At 59.2% G+C, this 26,768-nt stretch carries 22 protein-coding genes and 1 pseudogene; 17 read left to right on the top strand and 6 right to left on the bottom strand.

All coding sequences use genetic code 11. The features are described 5' to 3' along the window. Positions 1-41: 41 nt before the first annotated feature. Positions 42-1,067 (bottom strand): LacI family DNA-binding transcriptional regulator, encoded by a 1,026-nt coding sequence (locus tag CLU92_RS15515; protein ID WP_101482612.1) that lies wholly within the window; start codon positions 1,065-1,067, stop codon positions 42-44. A gap of 207 nt (positions 1,068-1,274) precedes the next feature. Between CLU92_RS15515 and CLU92_RS15520 the strand changes: the two are divergent. From CLU92_RS15520 to CLU92_RS15535, 4 genes and pseudogenes are all read left to right on the top strand, one after another. Continuing rightward, positions 1,275-2,513 (top strand): annotated as a pseudogene (locus CLU92_RS15520) (malic enzyme-like NAD(P)-binding protein); the annotation flags it as partial. 254 nt (positions 2,514-2,767) lie between these two features. Next, positions 2,768-3,979, top strand: coding sequence for an O-antigen ligase (locus CLU92_RS15525; protein WP_101482614.1), 1,212 nt, complete (start codon positions 2,768-2,770; stop codon positions 3,977-3,979). A gap of 50 nt (positions 3,980-4,029) precedes the next feature. Continuing rightward, entirely contained in the window at positions 4,030-5,763 is a 1,734-nt protein-coding gene (gene msbA, locus CLU92_RS15530) for a lipid A export permease/ATP-binding protein MsbA (protein WP_101482615.1), read from the top strand. A 35-nt stretch (positions 5,764-5,798) separates the two neighbouring features. Then, positions 5,799-6,899 (top strand): glycosyltransferase family 9 protein, encoded by a 1,101-nt coding sequence (locus tag CLU92_RS15535; protein ID WP_101482616.1) that lies wholly within the window; start codon positions 5,799-5,801, stop codon positions 6,897-6,899. A 14-nt stretch (positions 6,900-6,913) separates the two neighbouring features. Here the strand turns inward: CLU92_RS15535 and CLU92_RS15540 are convergent, their stop codons facing one another. The 4 genes from CLU92_RS15540 to CLU92_RS15555 all read right to left on the bottom strand — a co-directional run bounded on the left by CLU92_RS15540 (position 6,914) and on the right by CLU92_RS15555 (position 11,291). Next, a complete protein-coding gene (locus CLU92_RS15540; protein ID WP_101482617.1) occupies positions 6,914-7,525 on the bottom strand; it encodes a response regulator transcription factor in 612 nt (203 codons plus the stop codon). Beyond that, the gene (locus CLU92_RS15545; protein ID WP_101482618.1) at positions 7,512-9,107 is read right to left on the bottom strand and encodes an ATP-binding protein; all 1,596 of its coding nucleotides are present in this window, start codon (positions 9,105-9,107) and stop codon (positions 7,512-7,514) included. The genes CLU92_RS15540 and CLU92_RS15545 overlap by 14 nt, the downstream gene beginning before the upstream one ends. A gap of 112 nt (positions 9,108-9,219) precedes the next feature. Continuing rightward, complete coding sequence (locus CLU92_RS15550) at positions 9,220-10,608, bottom strand: ATP-binding protein (protein WP_101482619.1); 1,389 nt, start codon at positions 10,606-10,608, stop codon at positions 9,220-9,222. Then, positions 10,605-11,291, bottom strand: coding sequence for a response regulator (locus CLU92_RS15555; protein ID WP_101482620.1), 687 nt, complete (start codon positions 11,289-11,291; stop codon positions 10,605-10,607). Before CLU92_RS15555 ends, CLU92_RS15550 begins: the two co-directional genes overlap by 4 nt. A gap of 156 nt (positions 11,292-11,447) precedes the next feature. On the opposite strand from CLU92_RS15555, the gene CLU92_RS15560 reads away from it, so the two are divergent. From CLU92_RS15560 to CLU92_RS15570, 4 genes are all read left to right on the top strand, one after another. Further along, on the top strand, positions 11,448-12,269 hold the full coding sequence (locus CLU92_RS15560; protein WP_180338527.1) for a MipA/OmpV family protein: 822 nt from the start codon (positions 11,448-11,450) through the stop codon (positions 12,267-12,269). Positions 12,270-12,372: 103 nt separating this feature from the next. Further along, positions 12,373-12,918, top strand: a complete 546-nt coding sequence (locus CLU92_RS27830) for a universal stress protein (protein ID WP_180338528.1) — start codon at positions 12,373-12,375, stop codon at positions 12,916-12,918. Between the two features lie 46 nt (positions 12,919-12,964). Further along, a complete protein-coding gene (locus CLU92_RS15565) occupies positions 12,965-13,963 on the top strand; it encodes a VirK/YbjX family protein (protein WP_180338529.1) in 999 nt (332 codons plus the stop codon). 179 nt (positions 13,964-14,142) lie between these two features. Next, entirely contained in the window at positions 14,143-14,373 is a 231-nt protein-coding gene (locus tag CLU92_RS15570; RefSeq protein WP_101482623.1) for a DUF6139 family protein, read from the top strand. 65 nt (positions 14,374-14,438) lie between these two features. Here the strand turns inward: CLU92_RS15570 and dnaE are convergent, their stop codons facing one another. Continuing rightward, positions 14,439-17,987: a DNA polymerase III subunit alpha gene (dnaE, locus tag CLU92_RS15575; RefSeq protein ID WP_243857946.1), complete on the bottom strand. Its 3,549-nt coding sequence runs from the start codon at positions 17,985-17,987 to the stop codon at positions 14,439-14,441. Positions 17,988-18,124: 137 nt separating this feature from the next. Here dnaE and CLU92_RS15580 point away from each other — a divergent pair, with 137 nt between their 5' ends. The 9 genes from CLU92_RS15580 to CLU92_RS15620 all read left to right on the top strand — a co-directional run bounded on the left by CLU92_RS15580 (position 18,125) and on the right by CLU92_RS15620 (position 26,755). Next, the gene (locus CLU92_RS15580; RefSeq protein WP_101482625.1) at positions 18,125-19,021 is read left to right on the top strand and encodes a sulfurtransferase; all 897 of its coding nucleotides are present in this window, start codon (positions 18,125-18,127) and stop codon (positions 19,019-19,021) included. A gap of 485 nt (positions 19,022-19,506) precedes the next feature. Next, complete coding sequence (gene rfbB / locus CLU92_RS15585; protein WP_101482626.1) at positions 19,507-20,589, top strand: dTDP-glucose 4,6-dehydratase; 1,083 nt, start codon at positions 19,507-19,509, stop codon at positions 20,587-20,589. Beyond that, positions 20,586-21,482 carry a glucose-1-phosphate thymidylyltransferase RfbA gene (rfbA, locus tag CLU92_RS15590; RefSeq protein ID WP_373918114.1) on the top strand — a complete coding sequence of 299 codons (897 nt, stop codon included), beginning with the start codon at positions 20,586-20,588 and terminating at the stop codon, positions 21,480-21,482. The genes rfbB and rfbA overlap by 4 nt, the downstream gene beginning before the upstream one ends. A 3-nt stretch (positions 21,483-21,485) precedes the next feature. Next, complete coding sequence (rfbC, locus tag CLU92_RS15595) at positions 21,486-22,034, top strand: dTDP-4-dehydrorhamnose 3,5-epimerase (protein WP_101482628.1); 549 nt, start codon at positions 21,486-21,488, stop codon at positions 22,032-22,034. Beyond that, positions 22,031-22,945, top strand: a complete 915-nt coding sequence (rfbD, locus tag CLU92_RS15600; RefSeq protein ID WP_101482629.1) for a dTDP-4-dehydrorhamnose reductase — start codon at positions 22,031-22,033, stop codon at positions 22,943-22,945. Before rfbC ends, rfbD begins: the two co-directional genes overlap by 4 nt. A 74-nt stretch (positions 22,946-23,019) precedes the next feature. After that, positions 23,020-23,790, top strand: a complete 771-nt coding sequence (gene rfbF, locus CLU92_RS15605) for a glucose-1-phosphate cytidylyltransferase (RefSeq protein ID WP_101482630.1) — start codon at positions 23,020-23,022, stop codon at positions 23,788-23,790. Next, positions 23,790-24,857, top strand: a complete 1,068-nt coding sequence (rfbG, locus tag CLU92_RS15610) for a CDP-glucose 4,6-dehydratase (RefSeq protein ID WP_101484710.1) — start codon at positions 23,790-23,792, stop codon at positions 24,855-24,857. Before rfbF ends, rfbG begins: the two co-directional genes overlap by 1 nt. Before the next feature lie 30 nt (positions 24,858-24,887). Next, complete coding sequence (gene rfbH, locus CLU92_RS15615) at positions 24,888-26,213, top strand: lipopolysaccharide biosynthesis protein RfbH (protein WP_101482631.1); 1,326 nt, start codon at positions 24,888-24,890, stop codon at positions 26,211-26,213. Between the two features lie 8 nt (positions 26,214-26,221). Beyond that, positions 26,222-26,755: a dTDP-4-dehydrorhamnose 3,5-epimerase family protein gene (locus tag CLU92_RS15620; protein WP_180338530.1), complete on the top strand. Its 534-nt coding sequence runs from the start codon at positions 26,222-26,224 to the stop codon at positions 26,753-26,755. The last annotated feature ends 13 nt before the right edge of the window (positions 26,756-26,768 follow it).

Genomic DNA, 26,768 nt, shown 5'->3' on the forward strand with positions numbered 1-26,768 from the left:
CCAGTGTACCACCTTGCAGCGGCGCGGCCCCAGGCGTTGCATCAGCCCTTGGGGGCGGCCGTCGATTCACGCACCACCAGTTCGGGTTTCAGGCGCACGTCGAGCACGGGGGAATCGGGCGAATCGATGGTTTGCAGGATCAGCCGGGCCGCTTCCGTGCCGATGCCATGGTGGCGGATGCGGATGGTGGTCAGGGGCGGACGGATCATGTCCATGTAAGGCATGTCGTTGTGGCCCAGCACGGAAATATCTTCCGGGCAGCTCAAGCCCAGTTCGCGGATGGCATCGTAGCAGCCGATGGCCACCAGGTCGCTGCCTGTCACCACGGCCGTCGTCTGTGGCGACTGGCGCAGCAGTTCCAGCAGGGCTGCCTTGCCGCATTCGCGTGAATAGCCGCTGCTTTCAAAGACAAACGCCTGCGAAGGATCGAGTTCGCTGGCCTGGATGGCGGCCAGGAAACCCAGGCGGCGCACGTGGCCCGTGGACAGGTTTTCCGGACCGGCAATGTGCGCGATATGGCGGTGGCCCAGCGCCAGCAAGTGCTCCACGGCCAGGCGCATGCCGACCACGTCGTCGCTGACGACGCAGGAAGCGACGCCCGTCTCGTCGCTGCGGTTGACGGTGACGACAGGCACATTCTGGTCGATGCACATCTTGATGACAGGATCGTGGCGCCGCGCCGTGGCCAGGATCAGGCCATCGACCTGCTGCCCCAGCAGCCGGTTGATGACGAACAGCTGCTCTTCCTCATCGGCGCCCACATTGGCGACGATGGCCAGGTAGCCATGCTTGCGCAAGCCTTCCTCGATGCCCAGCAGAATCGGTGGAAACACAGCATTGGTAATGTCGGGCAAGACCACGCCGATGATGCGCGACTTGCGCGTGACGAGCGTAGAGGCGGCGCGGTTGGGCCGGTAGCCGAGCCGGCCCGCCTCGGCAAGCACGCGTGCAGCCACCTCGGCGCTGACCATTTGCCGCGTTGCCGGGTTCATCACGCGCGAGACGGTGGAAAAGTGCACGCCGCTGGCCCGCGCGACGTCACTTAAAGTGGGGTTCTTGTTTGTCATGGGCTTCCCGGATCGCAATACCGTGATTTTATCGTAAAAATTCCCCATTCCGTCAAAAACCGAGCAAACGCTTGCATTGAAATAAAGCCGTTGCCCAAAGCGGTTTTGGGACTCTTAAGCACAATCCAGCCTTGACAGCGTGCAAACGCTTGCATACCATGGCCCGGATTGACCACTCGGGCCCTGTATGCCCTTCCCAGAATTCTTATGTCTACTTCCCACAGCAAGCACGCCGACCAGAACGGCGAAACCTTCAACCTGAAAGAAGCCGCCCTCGCCTATCACGCCGAACCCCGCGCAGGCAAGATTTCCGTCACGCCAACCAAACCGCTGGGCGACGCCCGCGCCCTGACCCTGGCGTACTCGCCGGGCGTGGCCTTCGCCTGCGAAGCCATCGTGGAAGATCCGCGCACGGCCGGCATCTACACCTCGCGCAGCAACCTGGTGGCCGTGATCACGAATGGCACGGCGGTGCTGGGCCTGGGCGATATCGGCCCGCTGGCCAGCAAACCGGTCATGGAAGGCAAGGCTTGCCTGTTCAAGCAATTTGCCGACGTCGATGTGTTCGACATCGAACTGGCCGAGAACGATCCCGACCTGTTCATCGACACCGTGGTGCGCATGGAGCCGACCTTCGGCGGCATCAACCTGGAAGACATCAAGGCGCCGGACTGCTTCTATATCGAGCAGCAATTGCGCAAGCGCATGAACATTCCCGTCTTCCACGACGACCAGCACGGCACGGCCATCATCGTCGCGGCCGGCATCCTGAACGGCCTGGAGCTGGTGGGCAAGGATATCGGCAACGTGAAAGTGGCCGTCTCGGGCGCCGGCGCCGCCTCGATCGCCTGCCTCGACTTGCTCGTCTCGCTGGGCCTGAACAAGTCGCTGCTGAAGGTATGCGACAGCCAGGGCGTGATCTACCCGGGCCGCGATGCCAGCATGGAAGAGAACAAGGCGCGCTACGCGAATGACACGAGCGACCGTGACCTGGCCGATGCCATGGTCGGTGCTGACATCTTCATCGGCGTCTCGAAGGGCGGCGTGGTGAGCGCGCAGATGGTCGAATCGATGGCCGCCAAGCCGCTGATTTTCGCCCTGGCCAACCCCCATCCGGAAATCGCCCCGGAAAAAGTGCATGCCGTGCGCGACGACGCCATCGTCGCCACGGGCCGCTCGGATTACCCGAACCAGATCAACAACGTGCTGTGCTTCCCGTACATCTTCCGCGGCGCGCTCGACGTGGGCGCCACCACCATCAACGAAGAGATGAAGCTGGCTTGCGTGCGCGCCATCGCCGCGCTGGCAAAAGAACCGTTGCCGGGCCACACCACCAGCGCGCTGACGCCGCTGCAACTGATTCCGTCGCCGTTCGACGAGCGTCTGCGCAGCTGGGTCGCGCCTGCCGTATCGCAAGCGGCCATCGCCACCGGCGTGGCTACCCGCGTACCGGCCAGCGCCTGATACGCATGACAGGCCTGCCGGCCTTGGCAAATTAACGGCAAGTTACCATTGCTTACAAAAAAAACCATGGCTAAAAACCATGGTTTTTTTCATTTTTGCCCTTGAAACCGCCTAAATAGCTATACGGAAGCATATTTCTCAGGGGCGTTCCTGCCAGTGCCTTCGATTACAATGATGCCTACTTTATGTTGCTACATTTGCCAGGATGGCGATGATGTGCGTTACCAAGGATTTTCATGCTCGGCCTGACTTCTGTTTCTGTTTTTCTTTTCTTGGCATTGGCGCTGGCTGTCAATAGCGGATATTCATTCGGAGCCCTGACCCTTCTGCTCGCCAGCACCTTCCTGCTATGGAAACGTCCCCGCCTGAATCTGCAACGCCAGGATTATCTGATGCTCGGCGCCCTGCTGCTGTACTTCCTCATCTTTTCCGCCAATATGGTGTACCACGGCGATCCGGCACGCGAACTCGACATGCCCCTGCGGGCGCTGCTGGCTATACCCGTACTGCTGCTGCTGATTGCCTATCCACCGCGGCCTGAGGCGTGGTGGAGCGGTTTGGCAATCGGCGCTATCGCGGGCGCCGCCTTGGCAGCCACGCAATACATTCCAAGCAGCCCCTTCCGGCCACAGGCCGCCACCAGCAATGCTATTCACTATGGCAATGTCAGCATGCTGTTTGGCATGTTATCGTTATGTGGGCTCGAATGGGCCATCAAACAGCGCCACCGAATCGCCTGGAGCGTATTAGTGCTGGCCGGCGGCCTTATCGGAATTTTCGGCTCCGTTATCAGCGGCAGCCGCGGCGGCTGGCTGGCGCTGCCCGTCTGTGGATGCATATTTGTCGTCCACTATGCGAGAACACGCGGCAAGCACTATATGACTGGGCTGGTGGCGGTGCTACTGGCCGTGGCCGTACTGTCTTACGCAGTACCCAATTCACCTGTGCTTGAGCGAGCGGCAGATGCCGTAGAAGATTTGAAAAAATTTGAAGACAGCGACAACGTCAGCACGTCCGTCGGCCAAAGGCTGGAAATGTGGCGTACCGCACTCACTTTATCAAATGACCATATATGGCTAGGCATGGGGCGTAACGGCTACTTAGAGGCAAAGCAAGAGCTGTCGGCCGAAGGAAAAATGAGCGAGATCGTCCTGAATTACACCAATGCGCATAACGATTACATCGACTCCCTGGTCAAGCGTGGCATCTTCGGCTTGCTGGCCCTGCTGCTGCTTTTCCTGCTGCCGTTGACCCTGTTTGCGCAGGCACTGCTGCGCAGCGCCGCTGCAGCCCGCCCATTTGCGCTGGCTGGCGTGATGCTGTGCACTTGCTACATGATTTTTGGCCTGACGACGAGTTCGCTCACCCTGAACATCGGCATCATCATGCTGGTCTTCCCGATGGTGATATTGTGGTCTCTGCTGCGCCATCAAAAGCGCATGAGCTGATTCGTTTTCCGTCTGACCGTTTTTGCTATCCCCTGCAAGGAATCATACCGATGCTCACGCCCGACCTGAAGCGCCTCACCGCGCTGCACGCGCCGTATAAAAAACATCTGGCCCTGGCTCTGCTGGCAATGGTCGTCACGGCCGCCACGGAGCCACTGTTGCCGTATGCGCTCAAGTTATTGCTCGACAATGGCTTCGGTGGCAAGGTCGATTTTTCCTTCTGGCTGGTGCCGCTGATCGTCATCGGTATCTTTGCCATGCGCGGCGCATCGACGTTTGCCAGCAGTTACCTGATGAGCTATGTCTCCACACGCATCCTCAACGAGTTGCGGCGCAGGATGTTTGCCAGCATGCTGAACTTGCCCATCGACTTCTACAACACGCATACAGTTGGCAAAGTCATCAATTCCATCATGTTTGAAGTGCAGCAGATCATTGAGATGGTGACCAAGGTGTTTACCTCGATCGTGCGCTCCTCGCTGACCGTACTGGGACTGCTGGCGTGGCTGCTGTACCTGAACTGGGTGCTGACCCTGGTCACCCTGGTGCTGCTGCCTCTGCTGACCATCGTCGTGCGCACCACGGGCAAGCGCCTGAAAAAACTCAACCGCGACTCGCTGGCCGTCAATGCCGAGCTGACCCAGGTCATCGAGGAAACCACGCGCGCGCAACAGGTGATCAAGATCTTCGGCGGCCAGGACTACGAAAAGGCGCGCTTCGAAGAGCGCGCCGAACAATTGCGACGCTACAGCATGCGCATGACGACGACCTTTTCCGCCACCGTGCCCATCACCCAAGTGATCACGGCAGCCGCCGTGGCCCTGGTCATCGTGATGGCGCTGCTCCAGTCGGAACAGGGGCAAATCACGGTCGGTGGTTTTGTTTCCTTCATCACGGCCATGCTGATGCTGCTGACGCCCTTGAAGCAACTGGCCGAAGTCAACGGGCCCCTGCAGCGCGGCATGGCCGCCGCCGAGGAAGTCTTCCAGCTGATTGACAAGACACCGGAACGCACGGGCGGCAAGCCGCTCGCTGGCCGCTGCAACGGCAACATCGAATTCAAGGACGTGAGCTTTGCCTACCCCGGACATCAGGAGCCGGCCCTGCGACACATCGATCTGAGCATCGCGCCAGGACAAACGGTCGCCTTTGTCGGCATGTCCGGTGGCGGCAAATCGACCCTGGTCAGCCTGCTGCCCGGTTTTTACTCTGCCAGCAGTGGTGAAATATTGCTAGATGAACAAAATATCGACACCATCTCCCTGACGAGCTTGCGCAGCCAGATCGCCATGGTCAGTCAGCAGGTGGTGTTGTTCGACGATACCCTGGCCGCCAATATCGCGTATGGCGATGCATCCCCTGACCGGCAGCGGGTCGAAGCGGCCGCTGCCGCCGCCTTCCTGTCTGACGTTATCGATGGCTTGCCAGAAGGCCTGGAAACGCGCCTGGGCGACAACGGCTCGCGCCTGTCCGGTGGCCAGCGCCAGCGCGTGGCGATCGCCCGCGCCATCTACAAGGATGCGCCCATCCTGATTCTCGATGAAGCCACCTCGGCACTGGATACGGAGGCGGAACGGGCCGTACAAGCGGCGCTGGAGCACCTGATGCAAGGTAAAACCACCCTGGTTATTGCTCATAGGCTATCAACAATTGAACGTGCGGACCGTATCGTGGTATTGTCACACGGGAAAATAATGGAAACCGGCAGTCACCAGCAATTATTGGATGCCAACGGCGCATATGCCAATCTGCACCGCCTGCAATTTTCCCAGCAAGTGCTTTGACACCATCGAATGAATACCTGAAATCGTACTGATACATGACGCCTTTGATTCCCGCCGAACTTCTACAAAAGTCGGACAAAATTCTTTTCATCGCCCATCTGGCGCTGGGAGACTTTACCTACCTGCAGAACGGCTTCCGCGCCTTTGCCGCGGCCTATCCCCATATTCAGATCCACCTGTGGGTCGACGAAGTCCGCCGCACGTCCGACGCCAGGCAATGGGAAGGCTTGCGTACCTATTCGCTGTACGACTGGGTCGAACAGTCGGGCCTGTTCGCCAAGGTGTACCGCAAGACCTACAGCCCCGCGCTGTACGAAGAGTCACTGCGCGAAGCCAAAGCGGAACACTATCCTGTCGTCGTATCATTGGCCCACGTACGGCCACAGCAGTACGCGGATCTTGCCCGCGAGATCAGCCCGAACGGGCTGGTGATCGGCACGCGCAAACCGTTCAGCCCCTTGCGCCCCTGGCATTACCTGGCCTACCGCAAGATCGATGCCGTGCTGGCCTCGTATGCGGGACAGGATGCGGGTGAGCACCATATCAGCAGCGTGTATGCGGACTGGTTCCGTCAATTGACGGGACTCGACATTCCCGTGGCCGAGCGCTATCCCTTCGTGCACATCCCCGAGTTCGCGTTGCAACAGGCGCGGGAACAGCTGAGCGCCTGGGGCTTCGCCCCGCGCCACGGTCCGCTCGTACTCCTGAATCCGTTCGCCAAATCGCACAAGCGCAGCTGGCCGCTGGAGCGCATCGCCGAGATGATCGCACGCATGCAAACGATGCCCAAATGGCAAAACGCCTGCTTCCTGATCAATGCCATGCCGCAGGAACTGGCCAAGGTAAATGCCGTCGTGCAGGCGCACAACTTGCCGCGCACGCAAGCCTTCAGTGCCGTCGACAACTTTTTCCAGCTGCCGGCGATGCTGGCGCAATGCGACCTGATTATCTCGGTGGAAACGTCGATCATGCATCTGGCGAACGCCGTGCATGTGCCCGTGGTGGCACTGATGCGCAAGAAAAATCCCGAATGGGCTCCCTTCGACAGCGCCAACAGCACCGTCATCACGGTGGCGCGGCGCAGCGAGTGGGTCAAGGCGATATCAGTCGATCAGGTATTGAAAACCATCACCTAGATAATTGTTAACGCTTAGCCGGTGCCCAGCATGCTGATGCGCACCAGGTCGGCCACATTATCGACCCCCAGCTTGTCCATCAGGCGCGCCTTGTGCACTTCCACCGTGCGCACGGAAATACCCAGCACCGGTGCGATATCGCGGTTGTGCTGGCCCGTCACCACCAGGTGCATCACTTCCCGCTCACGCGGCGTCAACGCGCGCAGCAAGGCTTGCCCCGCCGCTTGCCGCTGCAACTGGCCGCGCGCATGTTCCTCGCGCGAAAATGCTTCATCGATGGCTGCCAACAACTTGTCGTGGTCAAATGGTTTTTCCAGGAAATCGCTGGCCTGTGCCTTGAAGGCCTGACGTGCCAGGGCCACGTCGCCGTGTCCCGTGATAATGATGATGGGCAGCATGCATTTGAGCTCCAGCAGGCGGCGCTGCAGGCTCAGACCATCCATGCCCGACATGCGGATATCGATCAGCAGACAGCCGGCCCACTCTGGCCGCCAGCTTTGCAGGAAATCCTCGCCGCAGGAAAACAGGGCCGTACGATAGCCGCGTATGCCCAACAGCAAACCCAGCGCATCGCGCACGGCGGGATCGTCGTCCACGATAAACACCGTCAAGTTACTTGTCACCATGCTCTCCTGTCGCGGCCGCACTGGCGCGCGCCAGGGGCAGGATAAAACGAAAAATACCATGCCTGCCCACTTCGGCCCAGAGCTGGCCGCCATGCGCTTCGACTATGGTGCGGCTGAGTACCAGGCCCAACCCCAGGCCGCTGGCCTTGGTCGAGACAAACGGTTCGAACAGGCGTGCCGCCAGGCTATTGGAAATACCGGGGCCGCTATCTTCCACGGACAGGCGCAAGCGTCCGCCCTCGAGCCGCTCGGCCGACACCGTGATGCGGCGCCGGCCACGCGGCTGGGACATCACCGCATCCTGCGCATTGGCCAGCAAATTACGCAGTACCAGCTCGATTTGCAGGCGATCGGCATTGACCGCCAGCGGCGACGGCGGCGCCAGCACCAGCTCGATGCCATGCTCATGAAACAGCGGCGTGAACTGGCGTGCCATGCCCTCGATCAAGGCGCCCGCCTCCACCGCTTCGAGTTGCATCGCGCCCGTGCGGAAAAAGTCGCGCAGGCGACGCACCACATCCGCGGCGCGTCCCGATTCAACAATCATATGCCCTACCGCACCTTGCAGCAAGGCACCAGTCTCCCCCCGTTCCAGCAGGTATTCACACGCCTTGCCATAGGTAGACAAGGCCGTCAGTGGCTGGTTCAGCTCATGCGCGATCGCCGCTGCCATCTCGCCGGCGGCCGCCAGGCGCATCGTGTGTTTCAGTTCGTCGGCCACCTGGCGCATTTCATCGACGACGATGCCGATAAAAAAACCCACCAGCGCCAGCACGGCATCGAGCAGTTGCAATTCATAAAACTGGATATCGACCGCATGCGTCCATTTCACCAGGGTGATGATGCATAACTGCAATACAAATACAGCCAGCACGGCACCATGCAAGCCCTGACGCGAGGCAGCCCAGATCACGGGGAGAAACAGGAAATAGAAATGCTTGTATTCGGAACGCACGATGGAACCGAAGACGCTCCACAGCACAAAGCAGGCCAGGGCCAGATAAGCCAGGGTTTCCCAGCGCCAGACGGCAGCATGCAGGCGCTCCCGCCCCCGCTCGCTGAACAGCACCCAGATCAGCGGCATCGATACCAGCATGCCTACCGTGTCGCCGATGCCGAAACGCCATACCGCCGTCCCCCATTCGCCGGCCGGAATACGCCCCGTCAGCGACAGCAAGGAGATATAGCCCAGCGCATTGAGCACGGTGCCCATCAGCACGACGGCGACCCAGGTGCCCAAGCGGCTCCGGTTGTCGAAGATATCGCTGCTGCTGAAACTGCGGCGCAAGACTGCGCCGATAGCACCATAGCCAAGCACCAGCCAGGCCGAACAGAGCAAAGTCAGGGGCAGACCTGCCGGCATGCCGCGCACCAGCACCTCGCCAGCCAGCAAGGCGACAAACCACGGCAGCGCCGCCTTGCGGCCATGGATCAACCAAAACACCAGACCCAGCGCGGGATCGGGATTCCAGGGGGTGATGTTCAGCCCGTACATCGGGTCGATATAGGTCGCCCAGTCAAACAGCAGATACAGGCCGACAAAGGCGGGGTATTGCAGGTAGCGGGACAGGAATGGGCGCATAACGGTGTTTTTTGGCTGTCCTGCATTATGCATCGCAGGCGTGCGCCACGCCATGCCATCTTGCGTTATGTGCACATATCTTCATGCCATATCACGAAGTCCGCCAGTACACTCAGGCATCGGCCAAGGGCAAACGGACCTCCACCAGCAAGCCCAGGCCGCCATTACCGCTATGCAGCTGAATCGTGCCGCCGTGCAGGCGCACGACAGAAGCGACGATGGACAAGCCCAGGCCGCTGCCCGCCTGCGCCTGCTGCGGGGCGCGGAAAAAGCGGTCGAACACGCGCGCATACAGCGCCGGCGCGATACCCGGTCCCTGATCGGCCACATGCAGCACGGCCTGGCCCCGCTCCGCATGCAGCGACACCGTCACGCTGCTGCCACGCGGGCTGTACTTGATGGCGTTTTCCACCAGGTTGTCGATCAGCGACACCAGGCTCTCGCGCTGTCCGGGCACGCTGAGCGAGACGCTGGCTTGCAACTCGAGCTCGATACCGCCCGCCTGGGCCAGGCCGGACAGGGCCGCCAGCCGGTCTTGCAGCAAACTATCGAGCGCCTGCCGCTGCGGCAGCTCGCCAGCGCCAGCCTGCACTTCGCTGCGCGTCAGCTGCAGCAACTGGCCCACCAGACGCGCGGCACGGTTGCCACTGTTCAAGATACCGTCCAGCAACTCTTGCTGGCGTGCGTCATGCGCCTGGCCCTGCAATGCCTCGACATTCACGCGCATGGCCGCCAGCGGCGTGCGCAGCTCATGCGTAGCGTCGGCGATGAAGCTGCGTTCACGCGCGGCACTGGCATCGACCCGCTGCAGCAGGGCATTGATATTGTCGACCAGTCCCGCCAGTTCGCCATGCGGCGGCTTGAACGCCAGCGGGCGCAAATCCTGCGGCCCGCGCGCCGCTACCTCCTGCGCCACCTTGCGCCAGGGGCGCATGGCAAGGCGGATCGACAGCCAGGCCGGCACCAGCAAGAATGGCAGGCTGATCAATAGCGGCAGCAGGTAGTAGCCGTGTGAATTGATCGTGATGAAAAACTGCCAGGCCCCGCCCACTTCCAGTACCGTCACACGCGTAGTCCCCTCGGTCAGGCTGCGGCTGCGCCAGGCCTGCCCCTTGATGTAGATCACTTCCATCTGGTCGGGGCCGGCGCTGCGGATACCGCTGGGCGCTGCGGGGGACTTGTAGACCAGCTTGCCATCGCGCCAGACCAGGATGCGCGGCGCCAGCTCCGGCACTTTCCCCATTTCAAACTCTTCGCGCAAGGCTTCGTCGATCGCGCGCAAGCTCTGCTCCTGGCGCTGCGGCTGCTCGGCCAAATTGTCGGCCACACTGATAATGGCGTGCAAGACACCCCGACTCACGTTGCTCGCTTCACCCGTTCCCTCGAACAGCACATAAGCCACGGCCAGGCTCCACAGCACGGTCAGCATCAGCATTTGCGCCATCATCAGGCGGCGCACCAGGGTAGGCCGGCGCAGCATGACCCAGAAACGCCCCATCATGCGGCGGCACCCGGCGGGGTGAATGTCTCGCCTTGCTGGTCGATGACATAGCCAACGCCGCGCACGGTACGGATATAACCTTCGCCTATCTTGCGGCGCAGGTTACCCATATGCACATCCAGGGTGTTACTGGCATTGGCCAACCCGCCGGGCAGGATATGTTCCTCCAGCACGCGGCGCGTGATGACTCTGTTGGCGCGCATCAGCAAGGTCTTCAGCAAGGCATACTCACTGGCGGTCAGCTCCACCGGCCGCCCATGCACGCTGACGCGGCGCGTGGGCACCTGCAGCAGCAGGCCGCGCAACTCGATGGTGTCGCCGTCGAAGCCATAGCTACGACGCGCCAGGGCACGCACGCGCGACAGCAGCTCGGCCAGCACGAAGGGCTTCACCAGGTAATCGTCGGCACCGCCATCGAGGCCCCGCAAGCGCTGTTCCAGCGTGTCGCGGGCGCTGAGGATCAGCACCGGCAGGCGGGCAGCGCGCAGCCGAGCCAGCAAATCGAGGCCATCACCATCCGGCAAGCCCAGGTCCAGCAACACCAGCTCGCAGCTGTCGTGCTCGATGCTGCGCGCCGCATCCTCCAGGCTGCGCACCCAGACCACTTGCATGCCCTGGTCGCGCAAGGCGATCCGCACGCCATTGCCCAGGTCCATATCGTCTTCAATCAGCAGTATCTTCATGGTGAGTATTAAACCATCACAAGCTGAAGAATGGGTAAAGACGCGCTCTTCATGCAATCTTAATAAAGGGCTCATTTTTCCTTCATGGCACAGGCCGATACTGTCAGCAGTCAATCGAGCCACTCCGGACTCGGTTCTCCACCTGACGGAAAACCCATGCACTCACCCACAACCCTGCTGACCTCGCTGGCACTCGCCAGCGGCATGATCTTCAACCCCCTGGCCGCCGTGGCGGCCGAACCGCCGGCGGAAAACGTCTTCACCATCGGTGGCGGCGTCGCCGCCGTATCCAGCTATTCCGGTTCCGACAAGCTGTCGGCCTCGCCACTGATCATCCTCGACTATGCCATGGCCAATGGTCTGTTCATCAGCACCTCGCGCGGCATCGGCTATGGCGGCCAGGCCGGCCCCTTTAGCTATAGCGCTGCATTGGGCTACCGCGGCAACCGCGAAGACCACAAGCGCAATGGCGCCAACGGCTGGGGCGGCAGCGATTACCTGAAGGGCATGGGCGAAGTCAAGGGCAACGCCAGCGCCCTGCTCAGCGCGGGTTATTCTCCATTGCCGGGCCTGTCGCTGAGCGTGTCGAGCGACATTCCCCTGTCGAATCGCGAAAATGGCGCGAACGTGCATTTCGGCGCGACAGGCCAGATCTACGGCCGCGCCGATGCCAAGGGCGTGCAGCAAGACAGCGTGAGCATCGGTGGCCAGCTGGGCTGGGGCGAACGCAAGTATGTGCAGACCATGTATGGCGTGACGGCCACCCAGGCCGCGAATACCTCGTTCAAGCAATACACGCCCAAGGGCGGTTTCTATGAAGCACAGGCCACCGTCAACTGGGAGCACCGCTTCGATGCGCGCTGGGGCATCAACACCCTGGTCGGCGTCGAACACCGCATGGGCGACGCGGCCAAGAGCCCCATCGTGCAACGCAAGACAGCGCCGATTGGTGCCGTATATGTCACCTACCGCTATTAAAACAGGGCAGGAATAAGGGAAACACGTACGCTATTTCGCCAATTTACAGGGGGTGAGGGCATGGATAAGATGACACGGTTTTCCTGCCACGGTCATCTTTTCCATGCATGCATCGCGCCTTGCCCCGCAACGCCACCGCACCCAAGATAGCGCCGAGGGCGAAGGCGTGGGCGGCAAGCCGGACCAGGATACCCTGCTGCTGCTCTTGCCCGTCAAGCGCGCCAGCGACATCATCTACGGTGCTCGCTACGCCAGGCGCTTGCAGGAATGGGGCATCAAGGTTCGCGTCAGCCTGCTGCACGTGACACCGGCGCTGCCGTACCAGGCCGATGGCTTGCCCCAGCACAGCGCCAGCGACTGCCATGCGCTGGACCTGGCTACACAGCAGATGATGCACGAGGCGGGACTCTACCTGAGCCGTTCCCATCTCGCCTTCAGCACCCATATTTTTGCCGGCGAGCTGCTTTTCACGATACTCGACACGGCTGAACTGCTGGGCTGCCATGAAGTTATCTTGCCCGCGCACAGGCATAGCGGCTGGCCCCGCCATTTTTCGGGCGGACTGGCCGCCAGACTGGCGCGCGGCACCCGCAGCACCACCATCTTGCTGGCAAACCACGAGGGCGTCAGCAGCCCGGTACCCGTCTGAGCCAAAACGGCTTGGACGTTCTCTCTTTATCATGGATATGCGCACGATGATGCCAACTATTACCCTGTCTGACGGCTTGATGGCGATGCCAAGCGGCATGCGCCGCTGGCGCGAAATGCTCAAGCTGCATCTGCGCGCCCGCGTGCAACAGCGCCAAACCCGGCTATGGCTACAACTGCTGAACTCGCATCCGGTCTTTCATGATCTGGTACAAGCCTACCCGCACATGATCCACAAGGTCTACCGCCCTTATCTGAGCCTGACGCTGAATTGCGGCCAGCGCGTGGCATTGCTGGCCGAACACTACCGCTTCATCTTGCAGCAAGGCTGGGGCAAGCTGATGAGCCAAGCGGCGCACGGGCCCGTGCGACTGGCGACGGTACCGGGCAAGTCGGGAGCGCCCTACCATCTGCAACTGTGTTCGCTGCACCCCATGGACCGCGAAGGCGAGATGGTGCTGCAACTGATGCATGAGGATGACGTGCTCTATTCGATCGCCTTTTCTTTCTTTGGCTGCCCCTTGCGCTCCACCCTGGGCGTGAGCGTCGGCTGCGTGCAAGGCCCGAAGGGCCAGGAAAGCGCGCACCGCGTGCGTGAAGCAACGCGCGACCTGCATGGCATGCGTCCCAAGACGCTGATGGTGCGCCTGGTACGCCAGTTGGGATACGAACACGGCTGCCGCAAGATGCTACTTGTCGGCAATATCAACCGCGCCGTGCACCACTCCGCCAAGAAAGGCCGATTGTTCGCCGACTACAATGCGTTATGGCAAGAACTGGGGGCGCAAGCGCGCCAGGATGGCGATTTTGAGTTGGCATGCGAAGACCTGCCCTTGCCTGCGCTGCAAGAAATTCCTTCAAAAAAACGCTCGGAAGCGCGCAAACGCCACGAACTGACACTGGCCATGATCGCCAGCCTGCGCAGCGGTCTCGACGCCCATCGCAGCACGGTGCAGGTCGCCACGCCTAGCGCTGCGGTAGCCGCCAACGATGTACGGCAATCAGCCAGCCTCGACGACGACGATTACGTTTCCGCTGCTGCCTGAGCGTCCCTGGCCCCGCACGGCGCCCCGCCCCCGCGTCGTTGCTCGCCGTCACTAGCCACACCGCCTTCCCTCTTGCGCCACACGCTAGAACCCATGCGTGGCGCAATCCTGTTACGCTAGCGCTATCGGTCATGCATTACGGTGCGCCGGTTCCCCCAACGCTTACTAGGAGGCAAGTCATGCGCGTAGACATCTACCGCCGGGCCGAGCACGACGGCATTTTTTCCTACCTCGCCGTGCCGGAAGGAAAGCTCATTCCGGAAGAAGTTACCAATACAGACTGGCAACTCGAAGTACGTGCCAGCGAAGTGGCCGACGATGCCAAGGCCTTGCCCGACTATCATATCGAACAGCCGCACCAGCAGATCGCTGCCAAAGGCTATGCGATCACGGGCCTGAAAGACATGTAAACGTCAAAAGCCAAACCCGATTCACATCCGGTTTGGCTTTGGCGTAGCGCCTGCGCTGCAGCCGATCAGTATTCGACCGCCACCTCTTGCGCACCCAGCATTTGCTCCAGTGCCATCTGCAATTCATCCGATGGCGCCACTTTCCACTCATCCCCAAACTGCAGCACGCAACTGACGCCTTGCGGGCTGACCCGCGCAGCGATAGGCAAGCCCGTCTCGGCACGGTGCGGCATGATCACATCACGGATGCGCTTGGCGTCCAGGGTCGCCGGCAACGTCAGGCCCAGCTGGCGGCCATACTGTACGCGCGCGGCGATGATGTCGAAGGCGCTCTCGGCCGTGATGCGCAAGCCGCCCGAAAAACGGTCTTCCGACACCTTGCCCACGACAGCCAGGAATTCATCTTCCTTGAAGATTTTCCTGTTGGCGTCGAACAATTCGCCATATACCGTCACTTCCACCGTGCCACTCTTGTCGTCCAGGGTGACGATGAGGATTTTGCCACGCTGCGTCATCTGCGTGCGCAAGCCCGTGATGACGCCGGCCATCATGCGCGGTTCCCGCGATGGCGACAATTCGGACAATTTCGTGCGCGCAAAACGGCGCGCCTCGGGCGCATACGAATCGAACAAGTGGCCGGAAAGGTAGAAGCCCAGCGCGATCTTTTCTTCCGTCAGGCGCTGCTTGTCGGTCCACACGGGCACCTTGACGTACTCGGGCGGCGCCACCATGTCGCTGTCGTCGCCGCCGAACAGGCTCACCTGGTTCGCCGCCTTGGCGGCCTGGTCCGCGCATTCCATGGCGAACGCCACGGACGCGAGCAGGATGGCGCGGTCAACCTTCAGGCAGTCGAAGGCACCGCTGCGTATCAGCGACTCGATAGTGCGGCGGTTGATTTGCTTTTTATCCACGCGCTTGCAGAAGTCGAACAGGCTGGTGAACGGTCCGCCCGCCTCGCGCGCGGCGATGATCGCTTCGATGGCGTTCTGGCCCGAGCCTTTCACGGCGCCCAGGCCATAACGGATTTGCGTGACTTTCTTGCCGCTCACGGACGGCGCTTCGCCGCTCGGCGTGAAGCGGTAGTCCGATTCGTTGATATCGGGCGGCAACAAGGTCAGCTTGCAGATTTCCAGCGAGTCTTCCACCAGGATCTTGATCTTGTCCGTGTCGTCCATGGCCAGCGACAAGTTGGCGGCCATGAAGGCGGCAGTGTGGTGCGCTTTCAAATACGCCGTGTGGTACGACAGCAAGGCGTAGGCGGCGGCGTGCGATTTGTTGAAACCGTAGCCGGCGAACTTTTCCATCAAGTCGAAGATCTCGTCGGCCTTTTCCGCCGTCAAGCCGTCTTTCGCCGCCCCCGCGCGGAAGATCTCGCGGTGCTCGGCCATTTCCTCGGCCTTCTTCTTACCCATGGCGCGGCGCAGCATGTCGGCGCCGCCCAGCGAGTAGCCGCCGACGATCTGCGCCATCTGCATCACTTGCTCCTGATACACCATGATGCCGTAGGTTTCGGACAGAATCGATTCCGTGCGCGGGTCGGGATAATCGAAGCGTTCGCCGTGCTTGCGCTTGCAAAAGTCGGGAATCAGGTCCATCGGGCCCGGCCGATACAGGGCCACCAGCGCGATAATGTCTTCGAAACGGTCGGGACGCGCATCTTTCAGCATGCCCTGCATGCCGCGCGACTCAAGCTGGAACACGGCCACAGTCTTGGCCTTGGTCAGCAAGTCGTAGGACGGCTTGTCGTTCAGTGGCAAGGTAGCCAGGTCGAAATCGGCTTGCGCGGGATCGAGCTGCTTGATGTAGCGCACGGCGCGGTCGAGAATCGTTAGCGTGGTCAAGCCCAAAAAGTCGAACTTCACCAGGCCGACGGCTTCCACGTCATCCTTGTCGTACTGCGACACGACGCCCGAGTCGCCGCCCTGCGTGTACAGCGGGCAGAAATCCGTCAGCTTGCCCGGGGCGATCAGCACGCCCCCGGCGTGCATGCCGATATTGCGCGTGATGCCTTCCACTTGCTGCGCCAGCTCCAGCAACTGCTTGACCTCTTCCTCGTTTTCCAGGCGCTCCTTGAGCAGCGGCTCTTCCTCGATGGCATCGGCGATCGACACGGGTTTGCCCGGTTTGAACGGGATCAGCTTGGAAATGCCGTCGCAGAAGTTATAGCCGAAGTCCATTACGCGGCCCACGTCGCGAATCGCCCCCTTGGCCGCCATGGTACCGAAGGTGGCGATCTGCGAGACCGCCTCCTTGCCATACAAATCCTTGACGTGCTGAATGACGCGGTCGCGCCCTTCCTGGCAAAAGTCGATATCGAAGTCGGGCATCGAGACGCGTTCGGGATTCAGGAAGCGCTCGAACAGCAGGTTGTACTGCAATGGATCGAGGTCGGTAATGAGCAGCGAATACGCCACCAGCGAACCCGCACCCGAACCACGGCCCGGGCCGACGGGCACGCCGTTTTCCTTGGCCCACTGGATAAACTCGGCCACGATGAGGAAGTAGCCAGGGAATTTCATGTTGCAAATCGTGTCCGTCTCGAATTTCAAACGCGATTCGTAGCGCGGCCGTTCCTTTTCACGGCGCTCGGGATCGGGATACAGCTGTAACAAGCGTTTTTCCAGGCCAGCCTGCGATTCGGCGACGAGGAACTGGTCGATCGTCATGCCGGGCGGCGTGGGGAAATTCGGCAGTTGCGGCTTGCCCAGGGTCAAGGTCAAGTTACAGCGTTTGGCGATTTCCACGGAATTGGCCAGCGCGGCCGGCAAGTCGGCGAACAATTCCGCCATGTCGGCCTGCGACAGGAAGCGCTGGCTGTCGTTGAAGCGTTTCACACGCTTGGCGTTGGCCAGCATTTCGCCTTCGGCGATACAGGTGCGGGCTTCGTGGGCAATGAATTCTTCAGGGGAAATGAATTGCACGGGATGCGTGGCCACCACTGGCAAACCCAGCTTGGCCGCCAGCGCCACCGCATGACGCACCTGTGCCTCCTGGTTGGCCTGGCCGCCGCGCTGGATTTCAATATAGAAATGGCCAGGGAAAATCTCGGCCCAGCGCTGGGCATTGCGTTCGGCCAAGGCCAGGTTGCCATTCTCGATAGCAATACCAACATCGCCGAAATGCGCGCCGGACAGGGCGATCAGGCCATTGGCCGCGCTTTCGCCCGGATACAGATCATAGGTATTCGTCGCCAGCGCCTGCAGCCACTCGATGCGCAGCTCGGCGCGTCCCTTGTACTGATTGGTCAGCCAGGCCATCGACAGCAGTTCGCACAACTGCAGATAGCCCATGCGGTTCTTCGCCAGCAACAGCAGGCGCGACGGCTTTTCACGGTTGTCGTCATTCGTGATCCACACATCGACGCCGACGATGGGCTTGATGCCCTTGCCGCGCGCTTCCTTGTAGAACTTGACCATGCCAAACAGGTTCGACAAGTCGGTAACGGCCAGCGCCACCTGCTTGTCCTTCGCCGCCGCCTTGACCACATCGTCGATACGCACCAGGCCATCGACGATCGAATACTCCGAGTGCACGCGCAAGTGGACGAAGGCGGGTCCTTGCGGGGCTTGCTGCATCGCTTGCGGTGAACCTGCCGGAGCGCCGGCCTCTTGCATTACCATTTCCATCCTGTGTACCGTTTCGTGCAAAATTCAATGGGGTCTATTCTACCGCGTCGCGGGTACGGACCGGGTATCCTGCCAGGCCTGTCGGGCTTATAATATCGGCTGTTCAGTCTAAGCCGATCGCCATCATGCAAGCCATCACCCCAGCAACACCCGCCGTTTCCGCCGCCGTCAGCCCGCTGGCCGCCACGTTTGTCAATATCGCCGCGTATAAATTCATTACGCTGGCCGATACGGAAGCCATGCGCCCCTTGTATCAGGAGCAATGCCTGGCACTGGAACTGAAGGGCACGATACTGCTGACGCCGGAAGGCATCAATATGTTCCTGTCCGGCACGCGCGAGCATATCGATGCCTTCCTCGCCTGGGTGCGCAGCGACGAACGCCTGGCCGATCTGGAGTGGAAGGAAAGCTTGTCGAACGAGCAATCGCACAAGCGCATGCTGGTCAAGCTGAAAAAAGAAATCATCACCATGCGCATGCCGCTGATCAAGCCGGAACTGGGCCGCGCCCCGTCAGTCGACGCGCATACGCTCAAGCGCTGGCTCGACGCCGGCGTGGACGACGCAGGCAAACCCGTGGTCATGATGGAAACGCGCAACGCCTTTGAAGTGGATGTGGGTACGTTCAACAACACGCTTGATTACCGTATTGACAAGTTCACGGAATTCCCGGCCGTCGCCGCAGCGCACAAGGACGAACTGGAAGGCAAGACCGTCGTCACCTTCTGCACAGGCGGCATCCGCTGCGAAAAGGCCGCCATCCACATGAAGGAAATCGGTTACGACAGCGTGTACCAGCTCGACGGCGGCATCCTGAAGTATTTCGAGGAAGTGGGCGGCGAACACTATACGGGCGACTGTTTCGTGTTCGATTACCGCACCGCCCTGAACCCGAAACTGGAACCGACGGAAACGGTGCAGTGTTTTGTGTGCCGCGCCGTGGTTACACCGCGTCAGCAATTGTCGCCGGAATATGTGTATGAAGTGTCTTGCCCAAACTGCCACGATAAAACGATGCCTTGACGCGCTTACGATTTCGCCATTTCCCAGGCGGAATCTTTCAAAAAAATCAATTCAAAATAGCAATTGATCTGCATTTTCTCTGCCAGGCCTGGCGCTGTCCAGGCGGCTCAAAGAAGCAAACAAATGTAACAATATTGGATTTGTTTGCCATTCTCATAAACACTCGCTTTCTTTGGCTCGTTGAGTCATGTGAAATATTCAATTGCCAGCTGCTTCGTGCCGAACTGCCCACAGGCGGCTTGCCTATGGGAAAACAACAACACACCCTGTGGAAAGCGCTCACTAGTACGCGGGAAAACTGCTGTAAATTCGGCAATTTATGGGGTTCTGAATTATAATCAAGAGTTAAGGATTGATTGATTTTTTCAGTTATTAACCTCATGAAATATACGCATCTTGGATAGACAAATTCTCGTTGCCTACTATTATTAGAGAAATGAATTGACAGCATCTCTTATTTGTATTTTTTTGCTCAGGAAGCTCAGATGATTTTAGTGACAGGTGGCGCAGGCTTTATCGGATCGAATTTCGTTCTGGATTGGCTCGCGCAAAGTAATGAACCGGTAATTAATCTGGATAAGCTGACGTATGCAGGAAATTTAAATAACTTGCTAGCGGTACAAAACGACCCACGTCACCAGTTTGTCAAAGGCGATATCAATGACGGTGCCTTGCTGGCACAGTTATTGGCACAGCATAAGCCACGTGCCATCGTGCATTTTGCAGCGGAGAGCCATGTCGACCGCTCGATTCATGGACCGGCAGATTTTATCAGCACCAATATCAATGGCACCTTCAGCCTGTTGGAAGCCGTGCGCCCCCATTGGCAAGCACTGCCTGAAGCAGAACGTATGGCATTTCGCTTCCTGCATGTCTCAACCGATGAGGTGTACGGGACACTGGGGCCGGATGATGCTCCGTTTACCGAAACCACGCCTTATGCGCCCAACAGCCCTTACTCGGCAACAAAAGCAGCCTCGGACCATTTGGTGCGCTCCTATCATCATACCTATGGCTTGCCGACGCTGACCACCAATTGCTCGAACAATTATGGTTCCTATCATTTCCCGGAAAAGCTGATTCCCTTAATCATTGCCAACGCGCGCGCTGGCAAGCCCTTGCCTATTTATGGCGATGGCCAGCAGGTGCGCGACTGGCTGTATGTCAGCGATCACTGCACGGCCATTCGCCGGGTACTGGAAAGCGGGCGTACGGGAGAAACCTACAATATCGGCGGCTGGAACGAAAAAGCCAATCTCGACGTCGTGCATATCCTGTGCGACATCCTCGATGAACTGCAACCGAAGGCAGCTGGCGGCAGCTATCGCGAACAAATCAGCTATGTTGCCGACAGGCCCGGACATGACCGCCGCTATGCCATCGATGCACGCAAGATTGAGCGCGAACTGGGCTGGAAGCCGGCAGAAACCTTCGACACCGGCATACGCAAGACGGTGCAATGGTATCTGGACAACGATGCATGGGTGCGCGACGTACAATCCGGCGCTTACCTGACCTGGCTGGAAAAAAACTATGTGGCCCGCGCCGAACAGAAAGCGGAGGCATGATGGAAGCCAAACTGGCCCGCAAAGGCATCATCCTGGCTGGGGGTTCAGGCACACGCCTGTATCCCGTGACCATGTCGGTATCGAAGCAACTGTTGCCCGTGTACGACAAGCCGATGATTTACTATCCGCTGACAACATTGATGCTGGCGGGAATACGCGACATCCTGGTCATTTCCACGCCCTCCGATACGCCCCGCTTTCAAGAGTTGCTGGGTGACGGTAGCCAATGGGGGATTAAGCTGAGCTATGCGGTACAGCCATCACCCGATGGCCTGGCGCAGGCGTTTCTCATCGGCCGCGAATTTCTGGGCGATGCGCCGTCGGCATTAATCTTGGGCGACAATATTTATTACGGGCATGATTTTGAATCGAGCCTGTCTGCCGCGACCGAGCGCACTGACGGCGCTACCGTATTTGCCTATCATGTGCAAGATCCGGAGCGATATGGCGTGGTGGAATTCGACGCCAATCAGCAAGCCATCAGCATAGAAGAAAAGCCATTGCAGCCAAAGTCGAACTATGCCGTCACTGGCCTGTATTTTTACGACAAGGACATTGCCGATATCGCCGCATCGATCAAGCCCTCCGAACGGGGAGAGCTTGAAATTACCGATGTCAACCGCGTCTATCTGAACCGCGGAACGCTCAAGGTGGAACGCATGGGGCGCGGCATGGCCTGGCTCGATACGGGTACGCACGAGTCACTGCTCGAAGCAAGCCAATTTATTGCCACCATCGAACACCGCCAAGGCTTGAAAGTAGCTTGCCCTGAGGAAATTGCTTACCGTAAAGGCTACATTACCGCCAACCAGTTGGAACAACTTGCTCAACCGCTGAAAAAAAACGGTTACGGACAATATTTGTTACGCCTGTTGAATGATAATATTTTTTAAGCCATGCATATTCAAACCACTGTCATTCCCGACGTATTGATCCTCGAACCCAAAGTATTTGGCGACGATCGGGGCTTTTTTTACGAAAGCTTCAACCAGCAGCGCTTTGCCGACTTGACGGGCATTACCGCCAATTTCGTCCAGGATAACCACTCCAAGTCCAGCAGGAATGTCCTGCGCGGCCTGCATTACCAGATCCAGCAACCGCAAGGCAAGCTGGTGCGTGTCGTGGCAGGCGAGGTCTTCGATGTCGCCGTCGATATCCGCGCCTCCTCCCCGACGTTTGGCAAATGGGTCGGCGTCGTGCTGTCTGCCGAGAACAAACGTCAGCTCTGGATACCTGAAGGATTTGCCCACGGCTTCATGGTGACCAGCGAGAGCGCCGAATTTCTCTACAAGTGCACGGACTATTGGGCACCCGAGTTTGAGCGCAGCATTGTCTGGAATGATGCGGATATCGGTATTGACTGGCCATTGCATGGCGACGCACCCATGCTGTCGGCGAAAGATCAACTGGGCAAGCAACTGGCAGCTGCCGAGGTCTTCGCATGAAAATCCTCATTACTGGCAAGACCGGCCAGCTCGGATATGCATTGCAGAAACGCCTGCAGGACATGGGTGAAGTGATAGCGCTGGACCGCTCGCAAATGGACTTGGCCGACCTCGATCAGGTTCGAAGCGTGATCCGCGCAATCGAGCCAGACCTGATCATCAATCCGGCGGCCTATACGGCCGTCGACAAGGCAGAGACCGAGCTGGCGCTGGCGATGCGCATCAATGGCGAAGCGCCAGGAGTCATGGCGCAAGAAGCCAAGCGGCTCGGTGCAGCCATCATCCACTACTCGACTGACTATGTCTTCGACGGCAGCAAGGGCAGTCCATACACGGAAGACGATGCAACGGGTCCGCTCAATGCCTATGGCCGCAGCAAGCTGGCGGGCGAGCAGGCGGTGCGCGAAAGCGGCGCAAGCCACCTGATATTGCGCACAAGCTGGATATACGGTGAGCATGGCAACAATTTTCTAAAAACGGTGCTCCGCCTGGCACAGGCGCGGGATGAGCTGCGCATCGTTGCCGATCAACATGGAGCGCCCACCTGCAGCGCCAGTATTGCCGATGCAACGGCCTGCGCCATTGCCACACTGGGTTCGCCCTCCGGTTTCGCGACGGCAGAAGACGCCAGGACTGATGCGTGGAAACAACACTCCGGCCTGTATCATCTGACTGCACAAGGGGAAACCACCTGGTATGGCTTTTCCAAAGCCATCTTGGACCATCCATCAACGTCCAGGAAACCACCAGTCGTCCCTATTGCCACGCAAGACTACCCATTGCCGGCAGCACGGCCGGCCTACTCGGTGTTGTCCAGCGCGCGGTTTATCAAGACCTTCTGTGCGTTGCCGGATTGGCATGATGCACTCACGCTTTGCCTCGATGGCATGGCCAAAGACAACAATCAGTAAGCAACAGAAGTTGTCAATTCAATAAAAATAACGGCGCTAGCAGCCACCACTTCGATCAAGAGGAATAATTAATAATGAAAGCAGTCATTCTTGCCGGCGGCCTTGGCACCCGAATTTCCGAAGAGACACATCTCAAGCCAAAACCGATGATTGAAATTGGTGGCAAACCAATCCTGTGGCACATCATGCAGAGCTACTCAGCGCACGGCATTAATGATTTCGTGATTTGCTGCGGCTACAAGGGCTATGTGATCAAGGAATATTTCGCCAATTATTTTTTGCATACATCCGATGTCACTTTCGATATGCAAAACAATCAGATGGAGGTACACGCACGCAATGCCGAGCCCTGGAAGGTGACCCTGGTCGATACTGGTGACGAAACCATGACGGGGGGCCGATTGAAGCGCGTCCGCGAATATCTGAATGATGAAGAAATGTTCTGCTTCACCTATGGCGACGGTGTCAGCGATGTCGACATCACCGCGCTGGTCGAGTTCCACCGCGCGAATGGCAAGCTCGCCACCGTCACCGCGACCCAGCCACCGGGCCGCTTTGGCGCCCTGAGCCTGGACGGCCACAAGATCAACAGTTTCCAGGAAAAGCCGCAAGGCGACGGCGCCTGGATCAATGGCGGCTATTTTGTCCTTTCACCAAAAGTCATCGACTTCATCAGCAATGATGCTACCGTCTGGGAAAAGGAACCGATGGAGAGCCTGGCCAAACAAGGTGAAATGAATGCCTTCTTCCATCACGGCTTCTGGCAACCGATGGATACCTTGCGCGATAAAGTGCATCTGGAAGAACTGTGGCAATCGGGCAAGGCGCCCTGGAAGGCGAAGTGATGAATTCCACATTCTGGCAAGGGAAACGTGTTTTCCTCACCGGCCATACCGGCTTCAAGGGGGGCTGGCTGAGCCTGTGGTTGCAGCAGCTTGGTGCCGACGTGACCGGTTACGCGCTGGAAGCGCCCACTAAGCCCAGCCTGTTTGAGGTGGCCAATGTAGCGCACGGCATGCAGTCGGTCATTGGCGACGTGCGCGATGGCGACGCCGTCAAACGCGCCATGGCTGCCGCGCGCCCGGACATCGTGATTCACATGGCGGCTCAGCCGCTGGTGCGCTACTCGTACGTGAACCCGGTGGAAACGTATGCCACCAACGTGATGGGCGTGGTCAACCTGCTCGAAGCCGTGCGCGCCACGCCAGGCGTGCGCGCAGTGGTGAATGTCACCAGCGACAAATGTTACGAAAACCGCGAGTGGCCCTGGGGCTACCGCGAAAACGAAGCCATGGGCGGTTATGACCCGTATAGCAACAGCAAGGGCTGTGCGGAACTCGTCACGGCCGGCTATCGCAGTTCCTTCTTCAATGCGGAGAAATATGCGGAGCACGGTATTGCCCTGGGCAGCGGCCGCGCCGGCAACGTCATCGGCGGTGGCGACTGGGCGCTGGATCGCTTGATTCCGGACATGCTGCGCGCCATCGGCGCCGGTGAACCCGTCATGATCCGCAACCCCCACGCCATTCGTCCGTGGCAGCACGTGCTCGAGCCGCTCAGCGGCTATCTGACCCTGGCGGAAAAACTGTACACGGAAGGTCCCGTCCATGCCGAAGGCTGGAATTTCGGTCCGTACGATACCGATGCCAAACCGGTGGAGTGGATCATCGAGCGCATGACGCAAGAATGGGGCGCTGGTGCTTCCTGGTCGCTCGATGGCCAGGACCATCCGCACGAAGCAAGCTATCTGAAACTCGATTGTTCCAAGGCCCGCAGCACGCTGGGCTGGCATCCGCGTTGGGACATTGGCCGGACCATCGCCAACATTGTCGAGTGGCATAAGGCGTTCGACCAGGGTGCAGACATGCGTGCATTCACCCTGGCGCAAATCGCCACTTATCAAAATACCTAATAAATCATCCAACAAATTGAAGGCTGTATCATGAGCGAACAACTGACCCAACAACAAATCCGCGAACAGATCGCTGCACTCGTGGCGCAATATGGCGCACTGGCCAGCATACCGAAACCATTCGAACCGGGCGTGACGGTGATTCCACCTGCCGGCAAAGTGGTCGGTGCACCTGAAATGGGCCTGATGGTCGAAGCGTCGCTCGACGCCTGGTTGACGACGGGCCGTTTCAATGACGAGTTCGAAAAGCGCCTGGCCAAATTCATCGGCGTCGAATTTCTGATCACCGTGAACTCCGGTTCGTCGGCCAACCTGGTCGCCTTCTCTGCCCTGACCTCACCTAAATTGGGCGCGCGTGCCATCCAGCCCGGTGACGAAGTCATCGGCGTGGCCGCTGGCTTCCCGACTACCGTCAATCCTATTTTGCAGTTTGGCGCCGTGCCCGTCTTCGTCGATGTCGAACTTGGCACCTACAATATCGATGCCTCGAAAATCGAAGCGGCCATCACGGACAAGACCAAGGCCATCATGCTGGCCCATACCCTGGGCAATCCATTCAATCTGGAAGTCATCGTCGCGCTGTGCAAGAAATACAATCTGTGGCTGGTGGAAGATTGCTGTGACGCCCTGGGCGCCACGTACAACGGCCAGATGTGCGGCACTTTTGGCGATATCGGCACCATGAGTTTCTACCCTGCGCACCATATCACCATGGGCGAAGGCGGCGCGGTCTTCACCAACAATCCGGAACTGAAAGCGATTGCCGAATCGTTCCGCGACTGGGGCCGCGACTGCTATTGCGCGCCGGGCAAGGATAATACCTGCGGCCAGCGCTTCTGCTGCAAGCTGGGCACGCTGCCGGAAGGCTATGACCACAAGTACACCTACAGCCACCTGGGCTACAACCTGAAAATCACCGATATGCAGGCCGCTTGCGGCCTGGCGCAGATGGACCGCGCGGCTGGCTTTGTGCAGGCACGCAAGGATAACTTCGCCTATATGAAAGATGGCCTGCAAAGCTGTGCGGAATTCCTGATCCTGCCGGAAGCGACGCCTAACTCGGATCCATCGTGGTTCGGCTTCCCGATCACGTTGCGCCCGGAAGCCAATGTGGACCGTGTCAGCCTGCTGACGTTCCTCGATCAAAACAAGATTGGTACCCGTCTGCTGTTCGCCGGCAACCTGACGCGCCAGCCGTACATGATTGGTCGTAACTACCGCGTCTCGGGTGAACTGACGAATACCGACCGCATCATGCACGACACGCTGTGGATTGGCGTTTTCCCGGGTTTGACCAAGGAAATGATGGACTTCTCGATCAGCAAGATTGAAGAATTTTTTGGTGTGAATTTCTAAATTACATCATGAAACTAATAGAAGAACTCCTTCCCGCCTGTTTTTTGCTTGAGCCTAGCCGCTTTGAAGATGCGCGTGGCACCTTTGTTAAAACCTATCATGAAGGCATCTGCAAAAGTTTAGGCGTCAATCTGGATATCCAAGAGGAGTTCTATTCTGTTTCACGCAAGGACGTAATTCGCGGCATGCACTTTCAGCTACCGCCGCACGATCATGAGAAGTTGGTTTACTGTACCCGCGGCGCCGTCCGCGATGTGCTGCTAGACCTGCGAAAAGGACCAAATTACGGCAAAGTAGCTTCAGTCGACCTGTCTGGAAAAAACGGCCTGATGGTCTTTATTCCCAAAGGAATAGCCCATGGTTTTGTTGCGCTGACAGAGGAGGCGTTGATGCTGTACAAGACCAGTACGGTGCATGCCCCGTCCGCCGACTACGGCATCCACTGGGACAGCTTCGGATTCGATTGGCAAGTGACGCGCCCCCTCCTGTCGGCGCGCGATGAGCAGCACGGCGTCTTTGCCGATTTCATTTCTCCGTTTTAATAGGATATGTTAC

It is taken from the genome of Janthinobacterium sp. 61 (assembly GCF_002846335.1).
GTDB lineage: Bacteria > Pseudomonadota > Gammaproteobacteria > Burkholderiales > Burkholderiaceae_D > Janthinobacterium.

Excerpts from the sequence above, each read along its gene's own strand:
- rfbB (WP_101482626.1), top strand. The coding sequence starts at position 19,507 with ATGATTTTAGTGACAGGTGGCGCAGGCTTTATCGGATCGAATTTCGTT.
- CLU92_RS15550 (WP_101482619.1), bottom strand. The coding sequence starts at position 10,608 with ATGATGGGGCGTTTCTGGGTCATGCTGCGCCGGCCTACCCTGGTGCGC.
- rfbG (WP_101484710.1), top strand. The coding sequence starts at position 23,790 with ATGAATTCCACATTCTGGCAAGGGAAACGTGTTTTCCTCACCGGCCAT.
- CLU92_RS15525 (WP_101482614.1), top strand. The coding sequence starts at position 2,768 with ATGCTCGGCCTGACTTCTGTTTCTGTTTTTCTTTTCTTGGCATTGGCG.
- CLU92_RS15620 (WP_180338530.1), top strand. The coding sequence starts at position 26,222 with ATGAAACTAATAGAAGAACTCCTTCCCGCCTGTTTTTTGCTTGAGCCT.
- CLU92_RS15580 (WP_101482625.1), top strand. The coding sequence starts at position 18,125 with ATGCAAGCCATCACCCCAGCAACACCCGCCGTTTCCGCCGCCGTCAGC.
- CLU92_RS15545 (WP_101482618.1), bottom strand. The coding sequence starts at position 9,107 with ATGCGCCCATTCCTGTCCCGCTACCTGCAATACCCCGCCTTTGTCGGC.
- msbA (WP_101482615.1), top strand. The coding sequence starts at position 4,030 with ATGCTCACGCCCGACCTGAAGCGCCTCACCGCGCTGCACGCGCCGTAT.
- CLU92_RS15555 (WP_101482620.1), bottom strand. The coding sequence starts at position 11,291 with ATGAAGATACTGCTGATTGAAGACGATATGGACCTGGGCAATGGCGTG.
- CLU92_RS15565 (WP_180338529.1), top strand. The coding sequence starts at position 12,965 with ATGATGCCAACTATTACCCTGTCTGACGGCTTGATGGCGATGCCAAGC.
- rfbD (WP_101482629.1), top strand. The coding sequence starts at position 22,031 with ATGAAAATCCTCATTACTGGCAAGACCGGCCAGCTCGGATATGCATTG.
- CLU92_RS27830 (WP_180338528.1), top strand. The coding sequence starts at position 12,373 with ATGCATGCATCGCGCCTTGCCCCGCAACGCCACCGCACCCAAGATAGC.
- CLU92_RS15560 (WP_180338527.1), top strand. The coding sequence starts at position 11,448 with ATGCACTCACCCACAACCCTGCTGACCTCGCTGGCACTCGCCAGCGGC.
- rfbH (WP_101482631.1), top strand. The coding sequence starts at position 24,888 with ATGAGCGAACAACTGACCCAACAACAAATCCGCGAACAGATCGCTGCA.
- rfbA (WP_373918114.1), top strand. The coding sequence starts at position 20,586 with ATGATGGAAGCCAAACTGGCCCGCAAAGGCATCATCCTGGCTGGGGGT.
- rfbC (WP_101482628.1), top strand. The coding sequence starts at position 21,486 with ATGCATATTCAAACCACTGTCATTCCCGACGTATTGATCCTCGAACCC.
- CLU92_RS15535 (WP_101482616.1), top strand. The coding sequence starts at position 5,799 with ATGACGCCTTTGATTCCCGCCGAACTTCTACAAAAGTCGGACAAAATT.
- dnaE (WP_243857946.1), bottom strand. The coding sequence starts at position 17,987 with ATGCAAGAGGCCGGCGCTCCGGCAGGTTCACCGCAAGCGATGCAGCAA.
- CLU92_RS15570 (WP_101482623.1), top strand. The coding sequence starts at position 14,143 with ATGCGCGTAGACATCTACCGCCGGGCCGAGCACGACGGCATTTTTTCC.
- rfbF (WP_101482630.1), top strand. The coding sequence starts at position 23,020 with ATGAAAGCAGTCATTCTTGCCGGCGGCCTTGGCACCCGAATTTCCGAA.
- CLU92_RS15540 (WP_101482617.1), bottom strand. The coding sequence starts at position 7,525 with ATGGTGACAAGTAACTTGACGGTGTTTATCGTGGACGACGATCCCGCC.
- CLU92_RS15515 (WP_101482612.1), bottom strand. The coding sequence starts at position 1,067 with ATGACAAACAAGAACCCCACTTTAAGTGACGTCGCGCGGGCCAGCGGC.